The organism is Seonamhaeicola sp. ABD4_340 (genome assembly GCF_056312135.1).
Genome location: NZ_CM149981.1, coordinates 636,819 through 658,716, shown reverse-complemented (window position 1 = coordinate 658,716; position 21,898 = coordinate 636,819). Strand labels below are relative to the sequence as shown.

The window sequence follows — 21,898 nt, the reverse complement described above, 5'->3', positions numbered from 1 at the left end:
TTAAAAGAAACTTGTAATGTTTAACTTTGTGAAACCGACAAAAAACTTATGAACAAATTAATATACCTACTGTTGTTGCCTGTTTTAACTTATGGACAGTTAAATATTGAGCAAGCGCAAACCATGTTAGCAAAAAAACAGTATGCCAAAGCAGAACCTGTTTTAGTAAAATTTGTTGAAGAAAACCCTAATAATTTATTGGGTATAGAGTTGTTGGGCGATGCCTATGGCCACCAAAAAAAATGGGATAAAGCCATAAATAAGTACAAAATATTGGTTAACGCCAATGCTAAAAATGCCAATTACCAATATAAATACGGTGGTGCTTTGGGTATGAAAGCGCTATCGGTAAGTAAAATTAAAGCATTAACTATTATTGATGATGTAAAAGCTGCCTTTTTAAAAGCTGCCAAATTAGATAAACAACACGTTGATGCCCGTTGGGCATTGGTAGAATTATACATGCAACTACCCGGTATAATTGGCGGTAGTAAAAGCAAAGCATTACACTATGCTAATGAGCTGCAAAACCTTTCAAAAGTAGATGGTTATTTGGCCAAAGGCTACATTTATGAATACGATAAAGAACCAGAACAAGCCGAAAAATATTATAAATTAGCTTTAAACACAGGCGGTTCTGTAACCTGTTTTGAAAAATTAACCAATTTTTACGAAAAGCAAAACAAACCAGAGCAAGCCATTCAAAATATTGAGCAAGCTTACCAAAAACACAACCGTAATGCCATGCATTATCAAATAGGAAAAGTATGCGCAGACTATAATATTCAATTAGAAAAAGGCGAAAAATGCCTACATGCTTATATAAAAAACCACTCGGTTAAAGATGGTGTACCTATTGAATGGGCCTATTTTAGGTTAGCCCAAATTCACAAAAATAAACAAGACAAAACCGCCGCTTTAAAATGGATAGACAAAGCCTTGGCAACTCGCAGCAACTTTAAACAAGCCAAAGAAGAAAAAATTAAAATTTTAAGACTATAAATTAGGGCGTTACCCACAAGGGGTCGGGCTTTCGGCAGTCGCTTTTTGCTCGTGCCTCACAAAAGAGCTCCAACAAATGCCTCAATCCCTAACGCATATCAAAACCGTCTATAATCATTTATTACTGTTAGGGTATTAAACTTTTCAAAATTAAACTTTGAACTTTAAGCTTATAAGTAGATATTTGTTATATGAACGTACATTTTATAGCCATAGGAGGTGCTGCAATGCACAATTTAGCTTTAGCATTGCACAACAAAGGATACAAGGTAACAGGAAGCGATGATACTATTTTTGAACCTTCAAAATCAAGATTAAAAGCAAAAGGATTGTTGCCAGACGCTTTTGGTTGGTTTCCTGAGAAAATCACTTCTAATTTAGATGCTATTGTTTTAGGAATGCACGCTAAAGAAGATAACCCTGAATTATTGAAAGCCCAAGAATTGGGTTTAAAAATCTATAGTTATCCTGAATTTTTATACGAACAAAGTAAACACAAAACCCGCGTAGTTATTGGTGGTAGTCATGGTAAAACAACTATTACTTCAATGATTTTACACGTTATGCATTACCATGATAGAGATGTAGATTTTATGGTAGGCGCGCAGTTAGAAGGTTTTGATGTAATGGTGAAACTTACTGAGGAAAACGATTTTATAGTACTTGAAGGCGATGAGTATTTAAGCTCACCAATTGATAGACGACCAAAATTCCATTTATACAAACCCAATATTGCGTTGTTAAGTGGTATTGCTTGGGATCATATAAATGTGTTTCCAACTTATGAAAACTACGTTGAACAATTCAGCATATTTGTAGATTCTATTGTTAATGGCGGAAGTATTAACTACAACGAAGAAGATGCTGAGGTAAAACGTGTGGTTGAAGCTAGTGACAATACCATTAGAAAAATACCGTATAAAACTCCAGAATATACTGTTGAAGATGGCGAAACGCTTTTAGAAACGTCAGAAGGTGCATTACCAATTGAAATCTTTGGAAAACATAATCTAAATAATTTAGCAGGTGCTAAATGGATTTGTCAGCATATGGGTATTCAAGAAGATGAGTTTTACGAAGCCATAGCTACGTTTAAAGGGGCTAGTAAACGCCTTGAAAAAATTGCTGAAAGCCCAAATAGTGTTGCTTACAAAGACTTTGCGCACTCACCAAGTAAGGTTGAAGCCACTACCAATGCGGTAAAAGAGCAATACCAAAACAGAACCTTAGTAGCTTGTTTAGAATTACATACGTACAGCAGCTTAAATGCCAAATTTTTAAAAGAATACAAAGGCGCTTTAAATGCAGCCGATGTTGCTGTGGTTTTCTATTCACCACATGCTGTTGAAATTAAAAAATTAGATACCATTACTCATAAGCAAATAGCTGATGCTTTTCAGAGAGAAGATTTAATAATTTATACCAATCCTGAAGATTTTAAGAATTATCTCTTTTCTCAAAACTTTACAAATAAATCGTTATTGCTTATGAGCTCTGGTAATTATGGTGGTTTAGATTTTGATGAGGTTAAAACGTTAATTAATTAAATTGGATTAATCTCCAAAGCATTAATAATCCATTTGCCGTCAAGGGTTAATTCTAATAATTCGTCGTCACCAATAGTAACTTCAACAGTTTCTATCTTTTGTTTTCCAGAATACACTTTTTCATTTTTCATAAGTGTTTTTCCGTTTATGGCAAAAGACATATCAAAAGTTGCACCTTTAAAGTAAATCATTTCAGCCTTAATTCTGGCGTCACCCATATAGTATTTTATGTTGTACTTTCCTTTTTTTAGTCTAACATAAAACTTCGCTTCTTTTTTACCTGTAAGTCCGTCTCTTTGCCAAAATATAACACGTTCTGAGGCTTCATTGTGATGATACCAAATGTTATCAACATCTTCTGCTCGCCAACCAAATTGATTTTTATTTGCATCGTAAACATGACGCTGATTTACAGGTGTAAAGCCTAAAGCATCAATCATGGAATACAAGGCAAAATTAAGTTTCACCTCAGTTAAAGCTTCTGGTTTAGGGTAGTTTCTAACTTCGGCAATATCTTTTGTGATTTTTGGAGTTTCAGCTTGTTTTGTTGAAACGTATTGAGCAATAGTATTGTAACTTTCTGGAGCCCCAATTAAAGCTCGTTTTTGAATTAATTTTGCTTGGGCATCAGTACAAATAACCATTCTGTCAATACCAATTCCGGTATTAACTTGATATAGTTTTATGGTGTGGTAACCTGCCTTATCAACCGTTATTTCAAAAGGTATTTTTTCCATACCAGATAAAATGTTGTTTTCCCAACTCCATTTTTCTGTGGTACCGCTTGGTAGTTTAGCCGATATTCTTTGTCCTTTGTGTCTTATACCGCTTAAAATTTGAGGTTTTTCATTATCTAATCCTATAGCAATTTCAGAAGTTTTACCTTTTCCTTCGTTAAGTGTTGGTATGCGGTATAACTGACCGTAAAAAGTACCTGTGTTGGCAAAATATACAGAATACTCTAAACGAGCAGCATTGGTTTTAATGTCTTTTTCAACTTTAGTACCGCCTTTAATAAACATAGAAGCCCCGAAGTAACCAAAGTTGTCATGTTTTTGCCATTTAGAAGCTTTACCATCTTGTTTTGAGGTGTAATTCTCTGCTTCAATAGCTATTATGTTATTACCTTCAACATATGATTTCTCTTTAAGTTTTAAATCATATTTTGTTGCTTTTACAGGATAAGATTTAGAATTACCATGTTCGTCTTTAACTGTTATTGTTGCTTTGTTGTCTCCGGTTTCTGCTTTGTCCCAATCAATGTTAACGAATAAGCGTTCTTCAATGGTTACGCTTCCAGATGTTTTTGAGAATTTTATCCAATCAACATCACTTTCAATAGTCCAATGGTTAGCGTCAATTTCTTTGTTGAAAATATCAATAAATCGTGTGTTGTCTTCAAAAGAAGAAAAACGAAGTTCTATGTTTTCGTTTCCAATGGCTTGACTTTCGCAAACCGAACCAATGCCTTTGGTAGCCTCTTCAATAAAACGCTCGTCATAAACAAGGTTGTTGGGTATATTGGCCACATCGAATATGCGCTCTTTGAAGTTGTAAAGTGCATAAGGGTCCATGATGCCATTCCATTTTCCATCTTCAAGTTGTTTGTAGGTTTCTAAATCGGCTTGAATAGCTTTTTCTGCGTTTTCAGATAAGGTTTTATAAGCATTTAAACTGGCATAACGCCCTTGTTTTGCATAGGCAACATTTCGTCTGTAATAGTTAACTTTTTCTAGCATTAATCGGGTTGAACGAATAGGATAATACGCAAGGTGCCAAAAAGGCGTTTTAGCAGATGCGTCTAGGTTATCATAAATAGCTTTTGCTTTTTGCTCCAGCTCATTTGCTGTTTGAATTTGACGAAGCGACTCATCACCATAATCAAAAAGACTGTAAAAATTGTATCTCCAATTGTTTTCTAATTTCCAGTCCCAGAACGGTATTAAATGCTCTGGTTTTTTAGGGCGACAAAGGTTATGGAAATCGGTAATTAAATTGGCTATTTCTTTGGCATTGGCATCGTTAACACCAAATTGCTGTTTTGCACTTTTTTGAAGAAAATCTTTAGTTGTGTTTTTAGGGTACGAATCAATATCATAAGCCAAAGCCATATAAAATTGAAGTCCTAATTCAGCAGGTTTTATGTCACCCACATTTACAATCCAGAAGTCGCGTACGTTTTCGTTGTATACTTTTTTCAATTCCTCTTGAACCAGTGGTAGCGGTGTGGTGTACAACCAATCGTAAGTAGCGCCACCCTGATAAGCTAAATGATAGTATAAACCATTTCCTCCTGCACGTTTTTGCTCGTGAGGACGTGGCAACTGGCGTGCATAACCAAAGTTGTCTTCCGTCCAAACCATAATAACATCTTCAGGAAGTTTTAAACCTTCGCATTGCTCTTTTCCATCTTTACTCTCGCCATTGTAAAGCTCACCCGTTTCTTCATAAGGCACAAATATTTGAGTTACCGCATCTTCTGAACCAAAGGTTTCTTTAATCATTTCACGCTGGCGGTCAATAACTTTCTGCAATAATTTAACTTTATTCTCAAGGGTTGGATTTTTAAGATTTGCATATTCAAAAGGCGAATCGTGTACACCACGAATACCTAGTGTGTAAATCATATTAAAATCTTTAGACTCATTTAAACGCTCTTGCCAATAGGCTTCAATGGTGAGCGGATTTACCGTGTAATCCCAAACAGGAACGCCCTTGGCATCGTACATATCTTTATGCGCTTCTGCCCAATCATACCACTCTGCATAATTATTTCTTGCCATTTGCTCGCAATGAGATGAACCTACATAAATGCCATATTCTTTGGCGTTTTTAGGGTTAATAGGCACGCCGTTTTCGTCTTTTGCCTCAAAGAAGTAACTCCCAGCTTGCATCATTCCTGGCCAGATTGAATTTGCTTTTAAACGAAGCAAAAGTTCAAAAATACGTTTGTAAGCTTCAGGGCTTATGTGTGAGTTGTGTTTGTTGGGTAATGTTTTTTCACTCCATTGTATTAATGCCTCTTCATCGTTAATAAAAATACCACGATGTTTAACCGAAGGCGATTTTGGTAAGGTTAAAACATTGTTCAATACAATTTTATCTTGTTTTTTAGGAACCACATCGCACCACCAATATAAAGGCGAAACGCCTATTCTTTCTGAAATATCGTAAATTCCGTAAACTGTTCCCATAGCATCACTACCCGCAATAACTAAGGCGTTTTTTATGTTTTCGGTTGGGTTTTTAACAGTTTTGAGTAGAAAAGCTTCGGTTAAAGATTCATTCCCTTTAAATTCATTTAACGCTTCACTTTTTTGAAGTTTTTGAATGTCAGGGTTTTTTGAAGTCCCAATAATAATTACATTATCACTTGCATTTTCTAAAGAATGAATAATTTCAGCTTTCACACCGGTAACCATTAAAATATCATTTTGTAAATCTTTTACGGCACGAATTATTTGAGGTTTTTCGGTTTTAGAAACATATATAGATGCTACATTGCCATTTTTAAACAGTGCGAAACCATCTTTTTCAGATGACGTAGAACAACTGGTTACAGCAAATAGCATTACAGTAATTACTAATAAAAGCTTTTTCATGTTTAGTTTAGTTTTCTGGTTAACTCAAATTTAAAGATAGTTTATGTTTTAAGAGATTTAAATTTGTTTAATTACGTTTTTTAACCGTTTAAAATTATGTGTAATTAATTGTTTTTTAGGTTGTTGTGGTTGTGTTTTTGGTGCGAGTTTCTTAATTCGGAAAATTGTAAATTCTTTATTAATTTTGAAAGATTTAACTGTTAAATGAAGTTTACAAGAGACCAAATAGAATATCAACTTGATAAAATTGTATCAGACAAGGCATTTTCTCGTTCTAAAATTAACGTAAGGCTTTTAAAGTTTTTAGTGCAATCTACTTTAGATGATAAAGACATAAAAGAAACGGTAATTGGAACTGAATTTTTTGGTAAGAAATATGATCCCATAAAATCTGACAACAAGGTTAGGGTTTATATATATCATTTAAGAAAGAAATTAGAAGACTACTATCGTAATTCCGCTAGTTCTAAAGATATTGTTTTTTCAATAGATAAAGGGCAGTATAGAGTAAGATTTGAAGAATATAGTGCGCCAATAACAAAAAAAAAGACTTCATTAAAATGGAGTTATGTATTGGCAGCAATTGTTGTTTTTTTAGTTATAGCTTTATACGCTTATAAAAAGCCGGTTAATGCATTTTGGAAACGTTTAATGCAAAATGAACTTTCTACCACGGTAATTTTTGGAGATTATTTTACTATTGAAGGCCCTATTACAACTAGTAAAAAGGGAATAATACGCGATTATGAAATAAATTCTGAAGAAGAATTACAAAAGTATATTGAACACCACCCAGAACAACAAGGGAAATTAATAGCAAGTAAGCACCACTATTTTAACTGGATGGCGCCGTATTGCAGTAGAACTATAACCGATTTTTGGGGTGATTATGATTATCCGTTTGATATTACACAGGTTTCTGAGTGGAGTGTAACGCAGTTAGAAAAGGAGAATTTAGTGTATTTTGGGCAGACTAAATCTATGGGAATTTTAAAAAATATTTTAATTGAAACGTTCCCGCAATACAGTTATAAAAGTCAAATAATTGAACGAATAGACCCTAATACAAAAATTAAAACAGTTTATAATGATGTTGTTTCTCACAATAATAAAATTACAGATTATACTTTAGTGGCAAAAATTTCTATGCCAACAGGTAATGAAATGCGTTTTTTTCTTTCAGATCAAGATTGTGGCGCCATAAGTGCTTTAGATTATTTTACTCATAATGATTCTGTTAAAACCTTTTACAAAAGGCATCAAATTAAAAAAGATGAAGATTTTATTGCGCTTTTTAAAGTAACCGGATGGCAACGTAAATCTTATGATATGGAGTTTGTATTATTAGATAAAAAGTAATTAAATTTTTTAAACACCAAACTGTTTAAAATGGTGGTCTAAATGTTTGTATTGCGCTTTTCCCCATTGGTCTGCAGTAAAACTTCCAAAAATAGGATGTTTCTTTTTAGGTTCAAAATACCCTTTTGAGCTGCTCATTTTTTCAATCTTTTCAATAAGAATGTCTTTTTCATAAACAAAATCTTTTTGGCCAGCAATAATAAATTCGTTAGCGGTTGGTAAGCCTTGTTTCCATGGTTTGTCATTGTATAAACTTGGCGCAACCATTTTCATCATTAAACCTACCAAAAAGTTGGGCTTTTTTATTGTAATTTCATCAAGTGCTAATGCAATGGGTCTTTGGCAATGTACAAGCATTTGATTAACATTCATTTTACCCCATTTTGCCTGTGATTTAGGAGATAATTTATTGAGCCTATTAAGTATTTCAAATTTAGTTTCAGATTCAAATAAAGATTTCATGGGTTAGTAAATTTATTATTGCAGCAGTAATTTACAATAATTATCTTTATCAAATGCCAGAAAAAAGCTCATCGTTTTCAATAAAAAATTGGTCGCAAGATGATCAGCCTCGAGAAAAACTACTTTACAAAGGTAAAACCGCTTTAAGTGATGCCGAATTGGTAGCCATTTTAATAGGTTCTGGTAACAGAAACGAAAGTGCTGTAGCCCTTTGTAAGCGTATTTTAGCCAGTGTAGATAATAATTTGAGTGCATTAGGTAAATTATCTATTAAACAACTTATGGCATTTAAAGGTATTGGCGAAGCTAAAGCCATAACCATTGCTGCTGCCTTAGAATTAGGAAGAAGAAGGCGAGGAGAAGAGGCTCTACAAAAAAAGCAAATAACCTCAAGCACTTCGGTTTTTGAATTAATGCAACCTATAATTGGAGAACTTCAACATGAAGAATTCTGGATAATCTATCTAAATAATTCAAATAAAGTGCTGCAAAAAAATCAGTTAAGTAAAGGTGGTATAACTGGTACCTTGGTTGATGTGCGTTTAGTGTTTAAACAAGCTTTAGAACTTGGTGCTACGGCTTTAATTTTAGCACATAATCATCCGTCAGGAACTTTAAAACCAAGTGAAGCCGATAAACAAATTACCAATAAACTTAAAATTGCCGCCCAAAGTTTAGATATTAAAGTGCTAGACCACTTAATTATTACTGAAAAAGCCTATTTTAGTTTTGCCGATGAAGCCGTTTTATAGCTAACTAAATAAATTTTGAAGCCTTAATGTTACTAGTTTATACACATAAAATATCACCAAGAGTTAAGTATGCTTTTAAGCATATTTGCACGCGTGTTTTGGGTATAGAAGTAGATTTTACAACAACCATTGAAAAATTTATAGCGCATGATAGCCTTAAAATGTCATACACCAAACAACAATTAGGCAATGAGTTTTTTATAAAAAGTCATGAAATAATGTTTGAGCAGGGTTTGTCAGACATCAGTATAAACGTGCACGATTGGGAAAACACCAAATGCTTTTTTTATATAGGCGAAAAGGGCGCTATACCTTTTGATATATTTTCGGCTACATTTTATATGCTATCTCGTTATGAAGAGTATTTGCCACATGTAAAAGATGAATATGGCCGTTTTACAGCAATACAAAGTTTAGCGTTTAAACATGGGTTTTTGCATCAGCCGGTTGTAGATATTTGGGCATATAAATTTAAAGCTGCATTACAGCTACAGTTTCCAGATTTTGTATTTCCAGAAAGAGCATACAGCATAAAACCTATTATAGATGTACCTTGTGCTTATAATTACAAGCTAAAAGGTATTGTACGTACAATGGGTGGCGTTATAAAAGATATGTTAAGGTTTAGGTTTAAAAGTTTATACTTAAGGTTTGCAGTGCTTTTAGGCTTAAAACATGATCCGTATGATACATTTAAGTATATAATAAATAGGCAAAAATCTAGTGATTATAAGTTTTTGTTTTTCTTTTTACTAGGCGATTATTCAACCTTTGATAAAGGTATAAACCCAAACAAAAAAAGCTTTATATCTTTAATTAAACATGTAGCCGATTATTGTAATGTAGGGCTTAAAGCATCTTATTTTGCTATTGACGATGTTGAAATTCTAAAAAAAGAAAAAAACAAAATAGAATCTATAGTAAACATGTCTCTGCAAGCATCTAGACATTCGTTTTCTAGGTTAAATTTACCCGAATCTTACAGAAATTTAGTTGATTTAGAAATTAATGAAGATTACAGTATGGGCTATGTAAACCATACCGGATTTAGGGCAGGTTCTTGCACACCTTTTCTGTTTTATGATTTAGATTATGAGGTGCAAACACCTTTAATGGTTCACCCGTACCATATCATGGATTTTGTACTATTAAAAAACCGCTCATTGTTAGATAAAAAGCAAACGCTTTACAAAATTATTAACCAAGTAAAGCAAGTAAATGGGCAGTTTGTGCCTGTTTTTCATAACTATACCTTTTCTGATGTTTACAGGTGGAAAGGATTTAAAGAATTATTTAATATAATAATAGAATCTGCTCAAAATGACTAAAAATATAACCGATGTTTTTTTTGATTTAGACCACACATTGTGGGATTTTGATAAAAACTCTGCACTTACCTTTAATAAAATATTCACACTAAATAATATTGACATTAATATTGATGAGTTTTTGAAAGTTTACCAGCCTATAAATCTTAATTATTGGAAGCTTTACAGGGAAGAAAAAATTGATAAAGAATCATTACGTTTTGGTAGGCTTCATGATGCTTTTTCAGCATTAAATACATATGTTGAAAAAGAAGTAATATTAAAACTATCTGATGATTATATCAAATATTTAACAAGCTATAATTATTTGTTAGATAACACGGTAAATGTTTTGAATTATTTACAAAATCAATATAAATTACATATAATAACTAATGGTTTTGATGAGGTTCAGCATAAAAAATTAACAAAATCTAATATTTTGCATTATTTTAAAACCATAACAAATTCTGAAATGGTTGGTGTAAAAAAACCAAACCCTAAAATTTTCAATTTCGCATTAAATAAAGCACAGGCTAATGCTGAAAGTAGTGTTATGATAGGTGATAGCTATGAAGCCGATATTGTAGGCGCTCAAAATATAGGTATGGATGTAATTTATTTAAAAGTAAATAATACAGCGCAGGCTAATGGCGTTAAAACAATAGATAATCTAATTCAGCTAAAAGAATATTTATAATAAAACGTATATTTACAAATACCACTAATAATAAAAAATACAATGAAATTTAAGTTTATATCTTTAATAATTACTTGTTTACTTTTTACATCGGTTTATGCGCAGCAAAATTTAAACAACTACAAATACGTTATTGTACCTAACAAATTTGATTTCTTAAAAGAAAAAAATCAGTATCAGTTAAATGGGTTAGCGCAATTTTTATTCAATAAATATGGCTTTAAGGCTATTATGGAAGGCGAAGAATATCCAGACGATTTAAAATTTAACAGATGTTTAGGTTTAAAATCTGATGTTTTAAAAGATTCCGGAATGTTTAAAACCAAACTACAAGTAGAATTAAAAGATTGTAATGATAGGGTAGTGTATACCTCGCCTGTTGGTGAAAGTAGAGAAAAAGAATATGATAAAGCTTATAATTTAGCCTTAAGAGCAGCGTTTAACCACATAGCAAACTTAAATTACTCCTACCAACCAAGTGATGCTATTACATCTATTTCTACAGTAGCAAAAGCACAATCGCAAAGTTCAGCTGAAAAAAATGAAGTTTCAAAAGAAATTGAAGCTTTAAAAGCAGAAATTGAAAGCTTAAAAACTTCAAAAAAGCAAGTAGTTGAAGTTAATACGCCCGCTCAAACCACAGTACAAACTCAAAAAGTAACAACAAAAGTAGTACAACCATCAACTAGCAATGTTTTATATGCCCAAGCTATTGAAAACGGATTTCAGTTAGTTGATAGTTCGCCTAAAGTGGTCTATAAAATTAAAACAACAGGTTTAAATAATGTGTATTTAGTTGAAGATACTTCGGCTATTTTGTACAAAAAAGACACTACTTGGTTTTTAGAGTATTACCAAAACGGACAGTTAAAACAGGAAACACTAAACATAAAATTTTAATAATAATTAAAGTTTAGTAGTTGTATTTATTTTTCCAGCGTTGTTTTAAAAATTCACGGTGTGCGTTTTCACGTGCGTTATTTCCTGGTTTATAAAACGTAGTGTTCTTAATTTCATTGGGTAAAAACTCTTGTTCGGCAAAGTTATTTTCATAATTATGGGCATACTTGTAATTTTCACCATAACCAAGCTCTTTCATAAGTTTTGTTGGCGCATTTCTAATATGCAAGGGCACACTTAAATCGCCTGTTTCACGCACTTTTTGTTGCGCTTCATTTATAGCCATATAAGCAGCATTGCTTTTAGGCGAGCAGGCTAAATACGTGGCGCATTGACTTAAAATTATACGAGATTCTGGGTAACCAATAGTAGCAACTGCCTGAAACGCATTGTTAGCAATAACCAAAGCTGTTGGGTTGGCATTACCAATATCTTCACTTGCCGAAATTAGCAAACGGCGGGCAATAAACTTTATGTCTTCACCACCTTCAATCATTCTTGCTAGCCAATATACAGCACCGTTGGGGTCACTACCTCTAATAGATTTTATAAAAGCCGAAATTATATCATAATGCTGTTCACCTGTTTTATCATAACGCACCGTGTTATTTTGCACTTTTTCAAGCACAATAGCATCAGTAATTACAATATCTTTATCATTTTCAAAAGAACTTACAATAAGCTCAAAAACATTTAAAAGTTTGCGTCCGTCACCGCCAGAAAGCCTTAAAAGCGCAGCAGTTTCTTGTAATGTAATATTTTTTTTAGCTAAAAATTCATCATGTTTAATAGCACGGTTAAGTAAAGTTTCTAAATCTTTTTTTTCAAAAGCATTTAAAATATACACTTGGCAGCGTGATAACAGAGCCGAAATAACCTCAAAACTAGGGTTTTCTGTAGTAGCGCCAATTAAAGTAACCCAACCTTTCTCAACAGCTTGCAATAAGGAATCTTGTTGCGATTTGCTAAATCTATGAATTTCATCAATAAACAAAATAGGGTTTTTAGTAGTAAAAAGTCCGCCACTTTGTTTAGCCTTTTCAATAACTTCACGCACCTCTTTAACGCCAGAACTAATGGCGCTTAAAGTGTAAAATGGTCTGCCAGATTCTGTAGCAATAATATTAGCCAAAGTAGTTTTTCCGGTACCAGGTGGCCCCCAAAAAATCATAGACGGAATTAAACCATGCTCTAAACTTTTGGTTAAAGCACCATTTTCACCAACCAAATGCTTCTGGCTCACATAATCTTGTAAAGTTTTTGGGCGTAATCTTTCAGCTAAAGGTTCATTCATACAGTAAAATTAATCTATTTTTTTGTTATAGCGTGCCCCAAATACATTTGGGTCGGGCTTTCCGCTAAATCTTTTTTATCGTACCTCAAAAAAGGATACCGCTGCAATCCCTCACGCGCATATCTGCCAAAATAACACCTTTACTATAAATGGTTTATTATTTGCTATTTTAGTATTATGAGCAGCAAGCATTTTACATTTAGTACCGGCGTAATAGCATACCCAATATTTTTTGTATTAATAATATGGTCGGTTATGTCTTTTGAGGTGCAATTTCATACAAATTTTAATAAATATGGCATCTATCCGCTAAGCTTAAAAGGCCTACGTGGTGTTATATTTAGCCCGTTTATTCATGGTAGTATAGAGCATTTATATCATAATACAGTACCGCTTTTTGTGTTAAGCATGGCTTTATTTTATTTCTACAGAGCTTTAGCTTGGAAAATTTTAATTTATGGTATTTTAGTTTCTGGTTTTATAACCTGGTGTATTGGCAGGCCATCATATCATATAGGTGCAAGTGGACTTATTTATGTACTTGTAAGTTTTACTTTTTTTAAAGGTATTTTTGCAAAACATTACCGTTTAATAGCCCTAAGTTTATTGGTTGTGTTTTTGTATGGTAGTATGGTTTGGTATGTAATGCCTATTAAAGAAGGTGTGTCTTGGGAAGGCCATTTAGCAGGATTAATAACAGGTTTTATATTTGCCTTACTGTTTAAAAGTAATATAGCAAAACCAAAAAAGTACGATTGGGAAAATGAGAATTATAATGAAAACGACGACCCTTTTTTAAAGCATTTTGATGAAGATGGTAATTTTATTGAAACAAAACCACCAGAAGAAACTGATGAAAATACAACAATAAATTACATTTATAAAAAGGAAAACGAGTAACTTAAAAAAAATATTAATTATCGTTTAAAATTCTTTGGCGCACTGCTTCATATAAAAAAGCACCACAAGCCACAGATACGTTTAATGATTCAATATCGCCCAACAACGGTAGTTTAGCCTTTTCATCAACCACTTTTAATGTAGATGGATTTATACCTCTATCTTCAGAGCCCATAATAATAGCACATGCTTCATTAAAAGAAACATCATATAATGTGTTGTCTGTTTTTTCAGTTGCAGCAATAACTTTTATACCCGATGCTTGCATGTAAAAAACAGCATCTTTAATATGGTCAACTTTGCATAAAGGCATTTTAAAAACGGCACCAGCACTTGTTTTAATAGTATCTCCGTTAACAGGAGCACCACCTTTTTTCTGAAAAATAATACCGTTAACACCAGTACATTCTGCAGTTCTTATAATAGCACCAAAATTTCTAACATCGCTCAACTGATCTAATAGTAAAAATAGTGGTGTTTTACCAGCTTCAATAGTGTTTAAAACCAAATCTTCAATATCAAGAAAATCTACGGGTGAAATATTGGCAACCGCACCTTGATGATTTTTTTTAGTGAGCCTGTTTAGTTTTTCTACAGGCACGTAAGCCATGTTGATGCTTTGTTTTCTAATAAGAGTTTCTAATTCAGAATACAAATCGCCTTTTAACCCTTTTTGTAAAAAAACTTTATCTAAGGTTTTTCCAGCGTTTATGGCTTCAATAATGGCTCTAATACCGAATATTTGTGTTTGGTTTTGCATGGGGTAAAGGTATAAAAAAACCACCTCTATTGAGGTGGTTCTAATTAATTTATTCTACTCTTTAAAGTAAGTAATAGTATTATGGATTTTGATCTCCTTGAGTAATTGCATCATTTAAATTAATTTCACTTTCAGGAATTTGAAAAGTAAACCTAGGATCTCCTGCAGGGATATTAAAATATGATGTAGGATCATTAGGATGTGTACTTCCATCGAAAACTCTAGTTAAACCAACACCCCATCTTTTCATATCTAAAAGACCAAATCCTTCACCCCATAATTCTATTCTTCTATGAATTTTAATTTCATCAAGTAAAGCTGTACCTGTGTTAGAAGAAAGAGTGTAGGCACTGTCTCTAGTGCTTATAAGATCATAAAGTGCTTGAGCTGCACCAGCATCATCTCCGCTAGCAGCTTTAGCCTCGGCAATTATTAAGTACATTTCAGCTACGCGCATGTATACATAATCAGCTTCAAAGAAAGTATCGTCATAAAACTTGTAGTTATAAATTTGTTCTGCCTTAGGTCTAAAAATTTCCCCATTATCTGGTCCAAACCAATTTTTTCTTATATCTGTATCAGAAACCTCTTCATATAGTCTAACGTCAACTGTTCTATGGTGTCCTAATTGGCCAGTATAACCAGGTGTTATACCATTTGCAGCTTGATATTTAGGAGAGTATGATTGCATTTGAGCAAAAAATGAAGCATAGTAAGTTGAAGTGTCTCCATTTAGGTCAGCTCCCCATATCCATTCTGGGTTGCTGATAAATTGAAATCCGTCTGTAAGTTGATCGGCAGCCAAAGAACCACCAGCTTTAGCAATTTCTGCATATTCAACAGCTTTTGTGTAGTCCATTGACAAAAGGTAGAATCTTGCCAATAAACCAGCAGCTACATTTTGATTGACTGAAGTTTTATCTGCTCTAGAATAACCTTCAAGTTCTTCATAGCCTTCTGTTAAATCACTTTCAATTTGATTATAAACATCTTGAACTGTCATTCTACCAAAACCAGGCCCGTTTACAACATCAGCAGTTGGGTCAATAATTGGAACACCAGCATCTGTCATAGATGGTTGTCCTTTTTGATAAATTTGAATTAATTGTAAATAACATAAGCCTCTAACTACTTTTGATCTAGCTAATACATATGATAAATCATCTGTCAAAACAGAAGGGTCTAAACCACCAATTAATAATATTGTTTGGTTTGCTCCTTTAATTATTTCATAATAATAATTCCAAATAGTATTTGTTTCTGTACCTGCTTCTTGAGTTCTTCCTATGAACTTGTACACATCATCATACCACCAGCCATTGCCAGAATCAATCATATCATTAGATGTTAAGTCCATCATAATATCAATTGATTTTTGCCCATAGTCATTATGATCACCACCACTTTTAGCGACATCAAATGTTCGCATGTTATTAATGGTTCCAATATCAAAAGAATTAGCAACATTTAATAACGCTTCAGGTGATTCTTCAGCTAAAGCAGCAATTGTATCATCAGTAACTATGTTTTCTAGATCAGAGTCTAAAAAACTCTCTTCACAACTTGTTATAAAAACAAGTGCAAATATTAATAAACTAAATTTTTTCATGCTTTTTTTTTTAAAAATTAACGTTTAATCCTAAACTAATAGTTTTAAGAGTAGAATATCTTACAGAATTATTCCCACCAGTAACTCTTTGTCTAGGGTCAAAACCTTGAATATCAGATTTAGTCCACATAGCCAAGTTGTTTCCTAATGCATAAATTCTCACCTTTTCAATACCTATTTTTTGTGTGGTAGAAGCGGGGATAGTGTAACCTATAGCAACATCATTCAAGCTAATAAAGTCTGATTTTACAACAAATAAATCCGAAACACTATAGTTTCTTGAACCATCAACTACGCGAGGTAATGAAGCATTAGTGTTGTCAAATGTCCAAGTTTTAGAGAAATCTCTATGGAAATTACCTCCAATGTCTCCTGAGAATCCATCGTTGTAAATAGCGTCATAAGCATAACCGCCAAATTGGTAAGATAAATCTACTGAAAAATCAAAGTTTTTGTAAGTTATAGCTGTAGAAAAACCACCGTTAACTTTTGGTAAAGCAGCTTTGTCTAGGTATACTTCATCTGCATGTGAATAATCTTCTGTTTGATTGTCAACGATAGGAGTTGTTCCGTCTGCTTCAAATTCTTTTGCAGTAAACCATCTTGCATTACCATTTTCAGGATTAACCCCTGCAAATTTTCTTATGAAAAAATCGTAAGCACTTTTCCCTACTTCCCATCTATATAATGTTCCAAAATTTGCATCTGGCTCAATGAATTCTCTACCAGGAGCTAACTTTGTTATTTCATTTTTGTAATGAGTTGCATTTAAAGTTGCAGACCAAGTTAAGTTTTCATTGTTTATAATATCATAAGAAATACTTGCTTCTATACCTTTGTTCTCCATATCCATAACGTTTTCAGGAACAGATGGTAAACCAGATGAGTTCGGTAGTGGTCTGTTAAAAATTAAATCTGTTATGTTTCTAACAAAATATTCAGATTCTAACCTTAATCTGTTGTTAAACATACCTAACTCAAATCCAATATTAAAGTTTGTTGTAGTTTCCCATTTTAAATCCTTATTACCAAGGTAATCTAAACCTAGTTCAAAAGATTCTCCATTAGTTGTAACACCCCATTGGTCTAGGTAAGGAGCGTAGTTTCTAATTAAGAATCCATCTCTATCTACTGCTCCAGGATAATATACAACATCATTACCTTGTTGGCCAATACTTGATTTTAATTTCAACTCAGAAAGCCAATCAGCACCATCCATAAATGATTCCTGTGATATTCTCCAAGCTACACCTGCACCATAAAAATCACCCCATCTGTTATCTGGGTGGAATACAGAAGATCCGTCTCTACGGTAACTAGCATTAATATAATACTTGTTGTCTAAATCATATAAAACTCTACCAAAAAATCCTTCTAAGTTATATTCTTCAGGGCCACCAAAAACAGAAGGGGCGCCATCATTTTCTGCAAATAAATCTGGAGATATATCTGTTGAAATTAACTGATTTCTTTTATCTGCTCTTAACCTATCAGATTTAAATCTTGAAGATTCATGACCTAATAACACTTCTAAATTATGAACATCATTTAAGGTTTTTTTCCAACTTAATAGTTGTTGATTTGTGAATGTTTGTCTTCTTCTGCTAACTTTAGTTAAACGTCCGTTTATATCTCCAGTAGAACTACCAACGAAATTATTAGTATAGTCTGTATCGTTAAAGAATTCTAAATCAACACCAAAATTATATGTGAAATTAAAGTCACTTAAAAAGTCTAAAGATCCATAGGCTCTAGCTGTAAAGTTGTCTCTTATTTGCTCATTAACGTTAAGAGTTTGCAGTGCATGTGGATTTGAGAACCCATTAAAAGGTCTTCCTCCAACAGCGTTAGGTGATATAACATCAGCCCAATCCCATAAAGCTCTACCTTTATTATCCCTAACTACTTCACCAGTTGCATGGTCAACAGCATAAACTGGATAAATAGGAGCAATGTTTCTTACCCATGCAAAATTACCTGTTATATTATTTGTAAGTGTGCCTTCAATTTTTCTGTTAGAGTAGTTTGTAGATAATCCTATTTTTAAATTTTCTGTAACTTGTGAATTTAAGTTTAATCTAAGGGTGTATCTTTCAAAACCTGTATTAACATTGTACCCATCATTTTCTTCGTGACCAAGAGATAAAAGGTAATTAGATTTATCCGTGCCTCCATTTACACTTATATAGCTACTTTGAATACCACTAGAGTTGTTGAATAAAACATCTTCCCAATCAGATGTCCAAAGTAAAGAACCTCCTCTTGATTGTCCTGTTACAGGATCTACAACAGTTGTTCTGTCTCCACCGTAAGGATTATATACTAATCCAGTTGGGCCATCAAACAAATTGTTAGAAGCTATAACTCCGGCATCGTTTGGAGCAGTACCATTAGCAAGTATTTCTGATGTTTTTAGCATTTTGTGGTATGATTCTAAATATTCGTCTACACCCGTCATTACATCATAATCTTTAACTGCTCTGCTAGTGAAACTGGTTTTAACATCTATGTTGACTTGTAATTTACCGGCTTTACCTTTTTTTGTTGTAACGATTACAACACCGTTTGCTCCTCTGTTACCATAAAGAGCTGCTGCTGCTGCATCTTTTAAGAACGAGATAGATTCAATATCGTTTGGGTTTATAGATGTAATAGATTCATTAAAAGGAACTCCATCAACTACAAAAAGTGGAGCTGAAGAACCATTTAAAGATCCAATTCCTCTAAATCTTATTATTGGAGCTGTACCAGGTTGACCAGAGTTAGAAAAAATTTGAACACCAGCCACTTTACCTGTTAATCCTGTGATGGCATTACCAGAAGCAACTTTAGTAAATTCCTCTGATTTAATTTCGGTAATTGAACCTGTAAGAGATTCTTTCTTTTGAGTTCCATAAGCTGTTACAACAACCTCTTCTAAAGAAGCGGCATCTTCTTGCATTGTTAAATTAATAGTATTTGAAGCTCCAACTGTTGCTTCTTTGGTGGTATAACCTACAAAACTAAACACAAGTACAGAGCCTTGACTTGCTTTTATAGAGTATTTACCATCAAAATCTGTTGATGTACCAGATGTGGTACCTTTAACTAAGACGGTTGTTCCTGGTAATGGTAGGCCAGATTCATCTGTTACCGTACCAGAAATAGTCTTTTCTTGTGCAAAAGAAATATGCACAACTAACGCCAGCAATAGCGTTAGAATTCCACTAAACTTTGTTTTCATTTTATAATTATTTGAATTAGTCAACGTCAAAAATCAAAATAAAAAGTTAATAAAACAATAAATAATGGTTAAAATTTGCTTTTTTGGGTAAAAAAAAAACTAAAATCAAATAAATAATTGAAATTTTAAGGAAATGATAGTTATTTGTTAAAAAATTGTAGTTAAACTAATGTGAACTTTTGAGTTGGAGAATTTGAATTGTTGGTTTTCGGTTTTACCATTGGCGTAATTTAGTTTGAATAAACCAGATTTAGTTAAAATGCCAAACCCAAAACCATATCCAAAAAGTTTTTCTTTACTATTTATGATGTCATTTTCATAATAGGCTGCATCAATTACACTGTGTAAGTAAATGCTGTTATTTAGTTTTAATCTGTATTCTGTATTTATAACACCAAAAAGTGTTGCGAAAAGACTGTTTTCTTCAAAACCTCTAATTGAGTTAATGCCACCAAATCTTAATAATTCATTTTCAAAAAATGTATTTGAGTTAATTGTAGAACCGTTCACTCCAATATATAAACTGTTTTGGGTGTTTAAGTTGAAAATTTTAAATGCATTTATGTTTTGTGAATTTTGTTTTTCTGCGCTGTTTGCTTCTTTACGGTTGCCAAAATTACTTTCAATATAAAAAAAAGCATTTGTTGGAAAAAGAACATCGTTGCTTTGTGGTTTTGTGTATTGATAGGCTAAGCTTAAGTAGTTTTTTTTGTAATCAAAAATAGTTGTTTGCGTATTAGAGTTTAATAAGTTGCTAGATGTTTCGTTAACTATGCCAGCGTAAAACTTTTGTTTAGGGTTTATTTGGTAGTGTAATTTAGCACTTTGTGTGGCTGTTGAGAAGGTAGAGTCTTTTTTAAAAATATTTAAAGCTAAATCTATTCCAATGGGTAGTTTAAATATGTATGGTAATGATAGGTTTGCGTTAAATGTTTTTTGGTCGTTTTCATCGCTTTTGTATAAAAATTTAAATGATTCTCCAAAATTTAAATTATTAGTGAGGTTAAGGTTTAAATAGCCGTCAAATTCAATTTTATTAGTTTCTTCGTTAGTTCCAAACCCTAAAAAGCCGTCAAAAGTATTACTTTGTATTTTTTTTAGATACAGATAAAGAGTGGTGGAATCTTTAGTAAATAAAACTTCGGGTGTTTTTATTTCAGAAGCAAATGTGAGCATTTGTAATGCTTGCGCTTGTTTTTTTATCTTGTTTATGTTGAAAGGTTGTTTTGTTTTAATTTTTAAATAATGTTTCAAGAATGATTTTGGAAACTTCTCATAGCCTTTAACAATAATAGCGTCTGTAGTTCGTTTTTTTGTTTTTTTTTCAACCACTAAATTGGCAACTACCGTTTTTTTATTTGTAATTCTTAAATTATCAAGTTTTAGCATTGTGAAGGGAAATCCCTTTTCTATTATTTTTTTATTTAAATTGTTTAAAGTAGGTTCTATTTCAGAAAATTTCAACTTAAACGGGGGTTTGTATTTGTTGCCTAAAGCTTGTTTAATGATGTCTGTCCCTTCAGTACTATAAACTGTTAAGTTTTTATATAAATTATTTAAATGTATTTTACACTTAAATGTGCTGTCATTAATTTTGGTTATAGGCTCAGGGTTACTTTCTAAATAGCCTATTTTGTATAGTGTTTTTAATGTTGTATTTATTTCGGTTTCAATAGCTGATAAATCTTTGTGTTGCTTGGTGTAGTTTAATGAATCAATAATAGATGTTTCATATTGTGAATTTCCGTAGATTTTCAAATTCAAATTTTGACTAACCGCATAAAAAAAACAGCTAAATAATAAAAGGAAAAGCAAATAGTGTTTTTTCACAGTAGTGTTTTGAGGTTTTATTATGTAAAACTAACGTAAAATTATTTAGCAACCATATTATAGTTTGGTTGTAAAATTAACACCTATTTATTTGTATGTTTTTAAAGTGTTAATTGGTAGTTTATTGTATTGGAAATTTTTAATGCCAACTTTTTAAAAATAAAAAAAAATCTATCTACTTTGAAAATTAATGAATTAGGGTTTGAATAATTCAATTTAATTACTACCTTTGCAGCCCTCTAAGAAGAGGATTTTAAATTTATATAAGAATTTATATGCCAACAATTTCACAATTAGTAAGAACAGGAAGAGCCAAAATAACCAAGAAGAGTAAATCGGCTGCTTTAGATTCTTGTCCGCAGAGACGCGGTGTGTGTACTCGTGTTTATACAACAACACCAAAAAAACCTAACTCAGCAATGCGTAAGGTAGCAAGGGTGCGTTTAACAAACGGTAACGAGGTTAATGCATACATTGGTGGAGAAGGACACAATCTACAAGAACACTCGATAGTATTGGTTAGAGGTGGAAGGGTAAAAGATTTACCAGGAGTTAGATATCACGTTGTTCGTGGTGCTTTAGACACAGCAGGTGTTAACGGTAGAACGCAACGTAGATCTAAGTATGGTGCTAAACGCCCTAAAAAGTAAT

The 21,898-nt window shown here is 32.7% G+C and carries 16 protein-coding genes; 9 read left to right on the top strand and 7 right to left on the bottom strand.

The genetic code is table 11. The annotated features are described in order from the left end of the window. The first annotated feature begins 48 nt into the window (after nt 1-48). Together ACYX4H_RS02965 and ACYX4H_RS02960 are read left to right on the top strand one after the other, a co-directional pair. Nucleotides 49-1,002 (top strand): tetratricopeptide repeat protein, encoded by a 954-nt coding sequence (locus tag ACYX4H_RS02965; RefSeq protein ID WP_476237711.1) that lies wholly within the window; start codon nt 49-51, stop codon nt 1,000-1,002. A gap of 191 nt (nt 1,003-1,193) precedes the next feature. Continuing rightward, nucleotides 1,194-2,549: a UDP-N-acetylmuramate--L-alanine ligase gene (locus ACYX4H_RS02960; protein ID WP_476237709.1), complete on the top strand. Its 1,356-nt coding sequence runs from the start codon at nt 1,194-1,196 to the stop codon at nt 2,547-2,549. Here ACYX4H_RS02960 and ACYX4H_RS02955 read toward each other — a convergent pair. Then, nucleotides 2,546-6,151 carry a glycosyl hydrolase 115 family protein gene (locus tag ACYX4H_RS02955; protein WP_476237708.1) on the bottom strand — a complete coding sequence of 1,202 codons (3,606 nt, stop codon included), beginning with the start codon at nt 6,149-6,151 and terminating at the stop codon, nt 2,546-2,548. The two genes, ACYX4H_RS02960 and ACYX4H_RS02955, sit on opposite strands and share 4 nt — an antisense overlap. Nucleotides 6,152-6,355: 204 nt before the next feature. On the opposite strand from ACYX4H_RS02955, the gene ACYX4H_RS02950 reads away from it, so the two are divergent. Further along, the gene (locus ACYX4H_RS02950) at nt 6,356-7,510 is read left to right on the top strand and encodes a hypothetical protein (protein ID WP_476237707.1); all 1,155 of its coding nucleotides are present in this window, start codon (nt 6,356-6,358) and stop codon (nt 7,508-7,510) included. Nucleotides 7,511-7,519: 9 nt separating this feature from the next. Here the strand turns inward: ACYX4H_RS02950 and ACYX4H_RS02945 are convergent, their stop codons facing one another. Next, nucleotides 7,520-7,972 carry a DUF1569 domain-containing protein gene (locus tag ACYX4H_RS02945; RefSeq protein WP_476237706.1) on the bottom strand — a complete coding sequence of 151 codons (453 nt, stop codon included), beginning with the start codon at nt 7,970-7,972 and terminating at the stop codon, nt 7,520-7,522. 53 nt (nt 7,973-8,025) lie between these two features. On the opposite strand from ACYX4H_RS02945, the gene radC reads away from it, so the two are divergent. The 4 genes from radC to ACYX4H_RS02925 are packed head-to-tail and all read left to right on the top strand — an operon-like array spanning nt 8,026 to nt 11,631. Continuing rightward, nucleotides 8,026-8,724, top strand: coding sequence for a RadC family protein (radC, locus tag ACYX4H_RS02940; RefSeq protein ID WP_476237704.1), 699 nt, complete (start codon nt 8,026-8,028; stop codon nt 8,722-8,724). Nucleotides 8,725-8,750: 26 nt separating this feature from the next. Next, on the top strand, nt 8,751-10,052 hold the full coding sequence (locus ACYX4H_RS02935; RefSeq protein WP_476237703.1) for a polysaccharide deacetylase family protein: 1,302 nt from the start codon (nt 8,751-8,753) through the stop codon (nt 10,050-10,052). After that, entirely contained in the window at nt 10,045-10,731 is a 687-nt protein-coding gene (locus ACYX4H_RS02930) for a YjjG family noncanonical pyrimidine nucleotidase (RefSeq protein WP_476237702.1), read from the top strand. The genes ACYX4H_RS02935 and ACYX4H_RS02930 overlap by 8 nt, the downstream gene beginning before the upstream one ends. A gap of 42 nt (nt 10,732-10,773) precedes the next feature. After that, nucleotides 10,774-11,631: a hypothetical protein gene (locus tag ACYX4H_RS02925; RefSeq protein ID WP_476237701.1), complete on the top strand. Its 858-nt coding sequence runs from the start codon at nt 10,774-10,776 to the stop codon at nt 11,629-11,631. Between the two features lie 13 nt (nt 11,632-11,644). On the opposite strand, the gene ACYX4H_RS02920 is transcribed toward ACYX4H_RS02925, so the two are convergent. After that, complete coding sequence (locus ACYX4H_RS02920; RefSeq protein ID WP_476237700.1) at nt 11,645-12,925, bottom strand: replication-associated recombination protein A; 1,281 nt, start codon at nt 12,923-12,925, stop codon at nt 11,645-11,647. 174 nt (nt 12,926-13,099) lie between these two features. Here ACYX4H_RS02920 and ACYX4H_RS02915 point away from each other — a divergent pair, with 174 nt between their 5' ends. Next, a complete protein-coding gene (locus ACYX4H_RS02915) occupies nt 13,100-13,825 on the top strand; it encodes a rhomboid family intramembrane serine protease (RefSeq protein WP_476238627.1) in 726 nt (241 codons plus the stop codon). Nucleotides 13,826-13,838: 13 nt separating this feature from the next. Here ACYX4H_RS02915 and rlmB read toward each other — a convergent pair whose 3' ends face one another. From rlmB to ACYX4H_RS02895, 4 genes are all read right to left on the bottom strand, one after another. Beyond that, entirely contained in the window at nt 13,839-14,585 is a 747-nt protein-coding gene (rlmB, locus tag ACYX4H_RS02910; protein ID WP_476237699.1) for a 23S rRNA (guanosine(2251)-2'-O)-methyltransferase RlmB, read from the bottom strand. Nucleotides 14,586-14,664: 79 nt separating this feature from the next. Continuing rightward, complete coding sequence (locus ACYX4H_RS02905; protein WP_476237698.1) at nt 14,665-16,194, bottom strand: RagB/SusD family nutrient uptake outer membrane protein; 1,530 nt, start codon at nt 16,192-16,194, stop codon at nt 14,665-14,667. A 10-nt stretch (nt 16,195-16,204) separates the two neighbouring features. Beyond that, the gene (locus ACYX4H_RS02900; protein WP_476237697.1) at nt 16,205-19,417 is read right to left on the bottom strand and encodes a SusC/RagA family TonB-linked outer membrane protein; all 3,213 of its coding nucleotides are present in this window, start codon (nt 19,415-19,417) and stop codon (nt 16,205-16,207) included. Between the two features lie 147 nt (nt 19,418-19,564). Beyond that, nucleotides 19,565-21,181 carry a POTRA domain-containing protein gene (locus ACYX4H_RS02895; protein WP_476237695.1) on the bottom strand — a complete coding sequence of 539 codons (1,617 nt, stop codon included), beginning with the start codon at nt 21,179-21,181 and terminating at the stop codon, nt 19,565-19,567. A 341-nt stretch (nt 21,182-21,522) separates the two neighbouring features. On the opposite strand from ACYX4H_RS02895, the gene rpsL reads away from it, so the two are divergent. Beyond that, complete coding sequence (gene rpsL / locus ACYX4H_RS02890) at nt 21,523-21,897, top strand: 30S ribosomal protein S12 (protein WP_475295669.1); 375 nt, start codon at nt 21,523-21,525, stop codon at nt 21,895-21,897. The last annotated feature ends 1 nt before the right edge of the window (nt 21,898 follow it).

Excerpts from the sequence above, each read along its gene's own strand:
- ACYX4H_RS02935 (WP_476237703.1), top strand. The coding sequence starts at position 8,751 with ATGTTACTAGTTTATACACATAAAATATCACCAAGAGTTAAGTATGCT.
- rlmB (WP_476237699.1), bottom strand. The coding sequence starts at position 14,585 with ATGCAAAACCAAACACAAATATTCGGTATTAGAGCCATTATTGAAGCC.
- ACYX4H_RS02965 (WP_476237711.1), top strand. The coding sequence starts at position 49 with ATGAACAAATTAATATACCTACTGTTGTTGCCTGTTTTAACTTATGGA.
- ACYX4H_RS02950 (WP_476237707.1), top strand. The coding sequence starts at position 6,356 with ATGAAGTTTACAAGAGACCAAATAGAATATCAACTTGATAAAATTGTA.
- radC (WP_476237704.1), top strand. The coding sequence starts at position 8,026 with ATGCCAGAAAAAAGCTCATCGTTTTCAATAAAAAATTGGTCGCAAGAT.
- ACYX4H_RS02920 (WP_476237700.1), bottom strand. The coding sequence starts at position 12,925 with ATGAATGAACCTTTAGCTGAAAGATTACGCCCAAAAACTTTACAAGAT.
- rpsL (WP_475295669.1), top strand. The coding sequence starts at position 21,523 with ATGCCAACAATTTCACAATTAGTAAGAACAGGAAGAGCCAAAATAACC.
- ACYX4H_RS02905 (WP_476237698.1), bottom strand. The coding sequence starts at position 16,194 with ATGAAAAAATTTAGTTTATTAATATTTGCACTTGTTTTTATAACAAGT.
- ACYX4H_RS02900 (WP_476237697.1), bottom strand. The coding sequence starts at position 19,417 with ATGAAAACAAAGTTTAGTGGAATTCTAACGCTATTGCTGGCGTTAGTT.
- ACYX4H_RS02925 (WP_476237701.1), top strand. The coding sequence starts at position 10,774 with ATGAAATTTAAGTTTATATCTTTAATAATTACTTGTTTACTTTTTACA.
- ACYX4H_RS02945 (WP_476237706.1), bottom strand. The coding sequence starts at position 7,972 with ATGAAATCTTTATTTGAATCTGAAACTAAATTTGAAATACTTAATAGG.
- ACYX4H_RS02930 (WP_476237702.1), top strand. The coding sequence starts at position 10,045 with ATGACTAAAAATATAACCGATGTTTTTTTTGATTTAGACCACACATTG.
- ACYX4H_RS02955 (WP_476237708.1), bottom strand. The coding sequence starts at position 6,151 with ATGAAAAAGCTTTTATTAGTAATTACTGTAATGCTATTTGCTGTAACC.
- ACYX4H_RS02960 (WP_476237709.1), top strand. The coding sequence starts at position 1,194 with ATGAACGTACATTTTATAGCCATAGGAGGTGCTGCAATGCACAATTTA.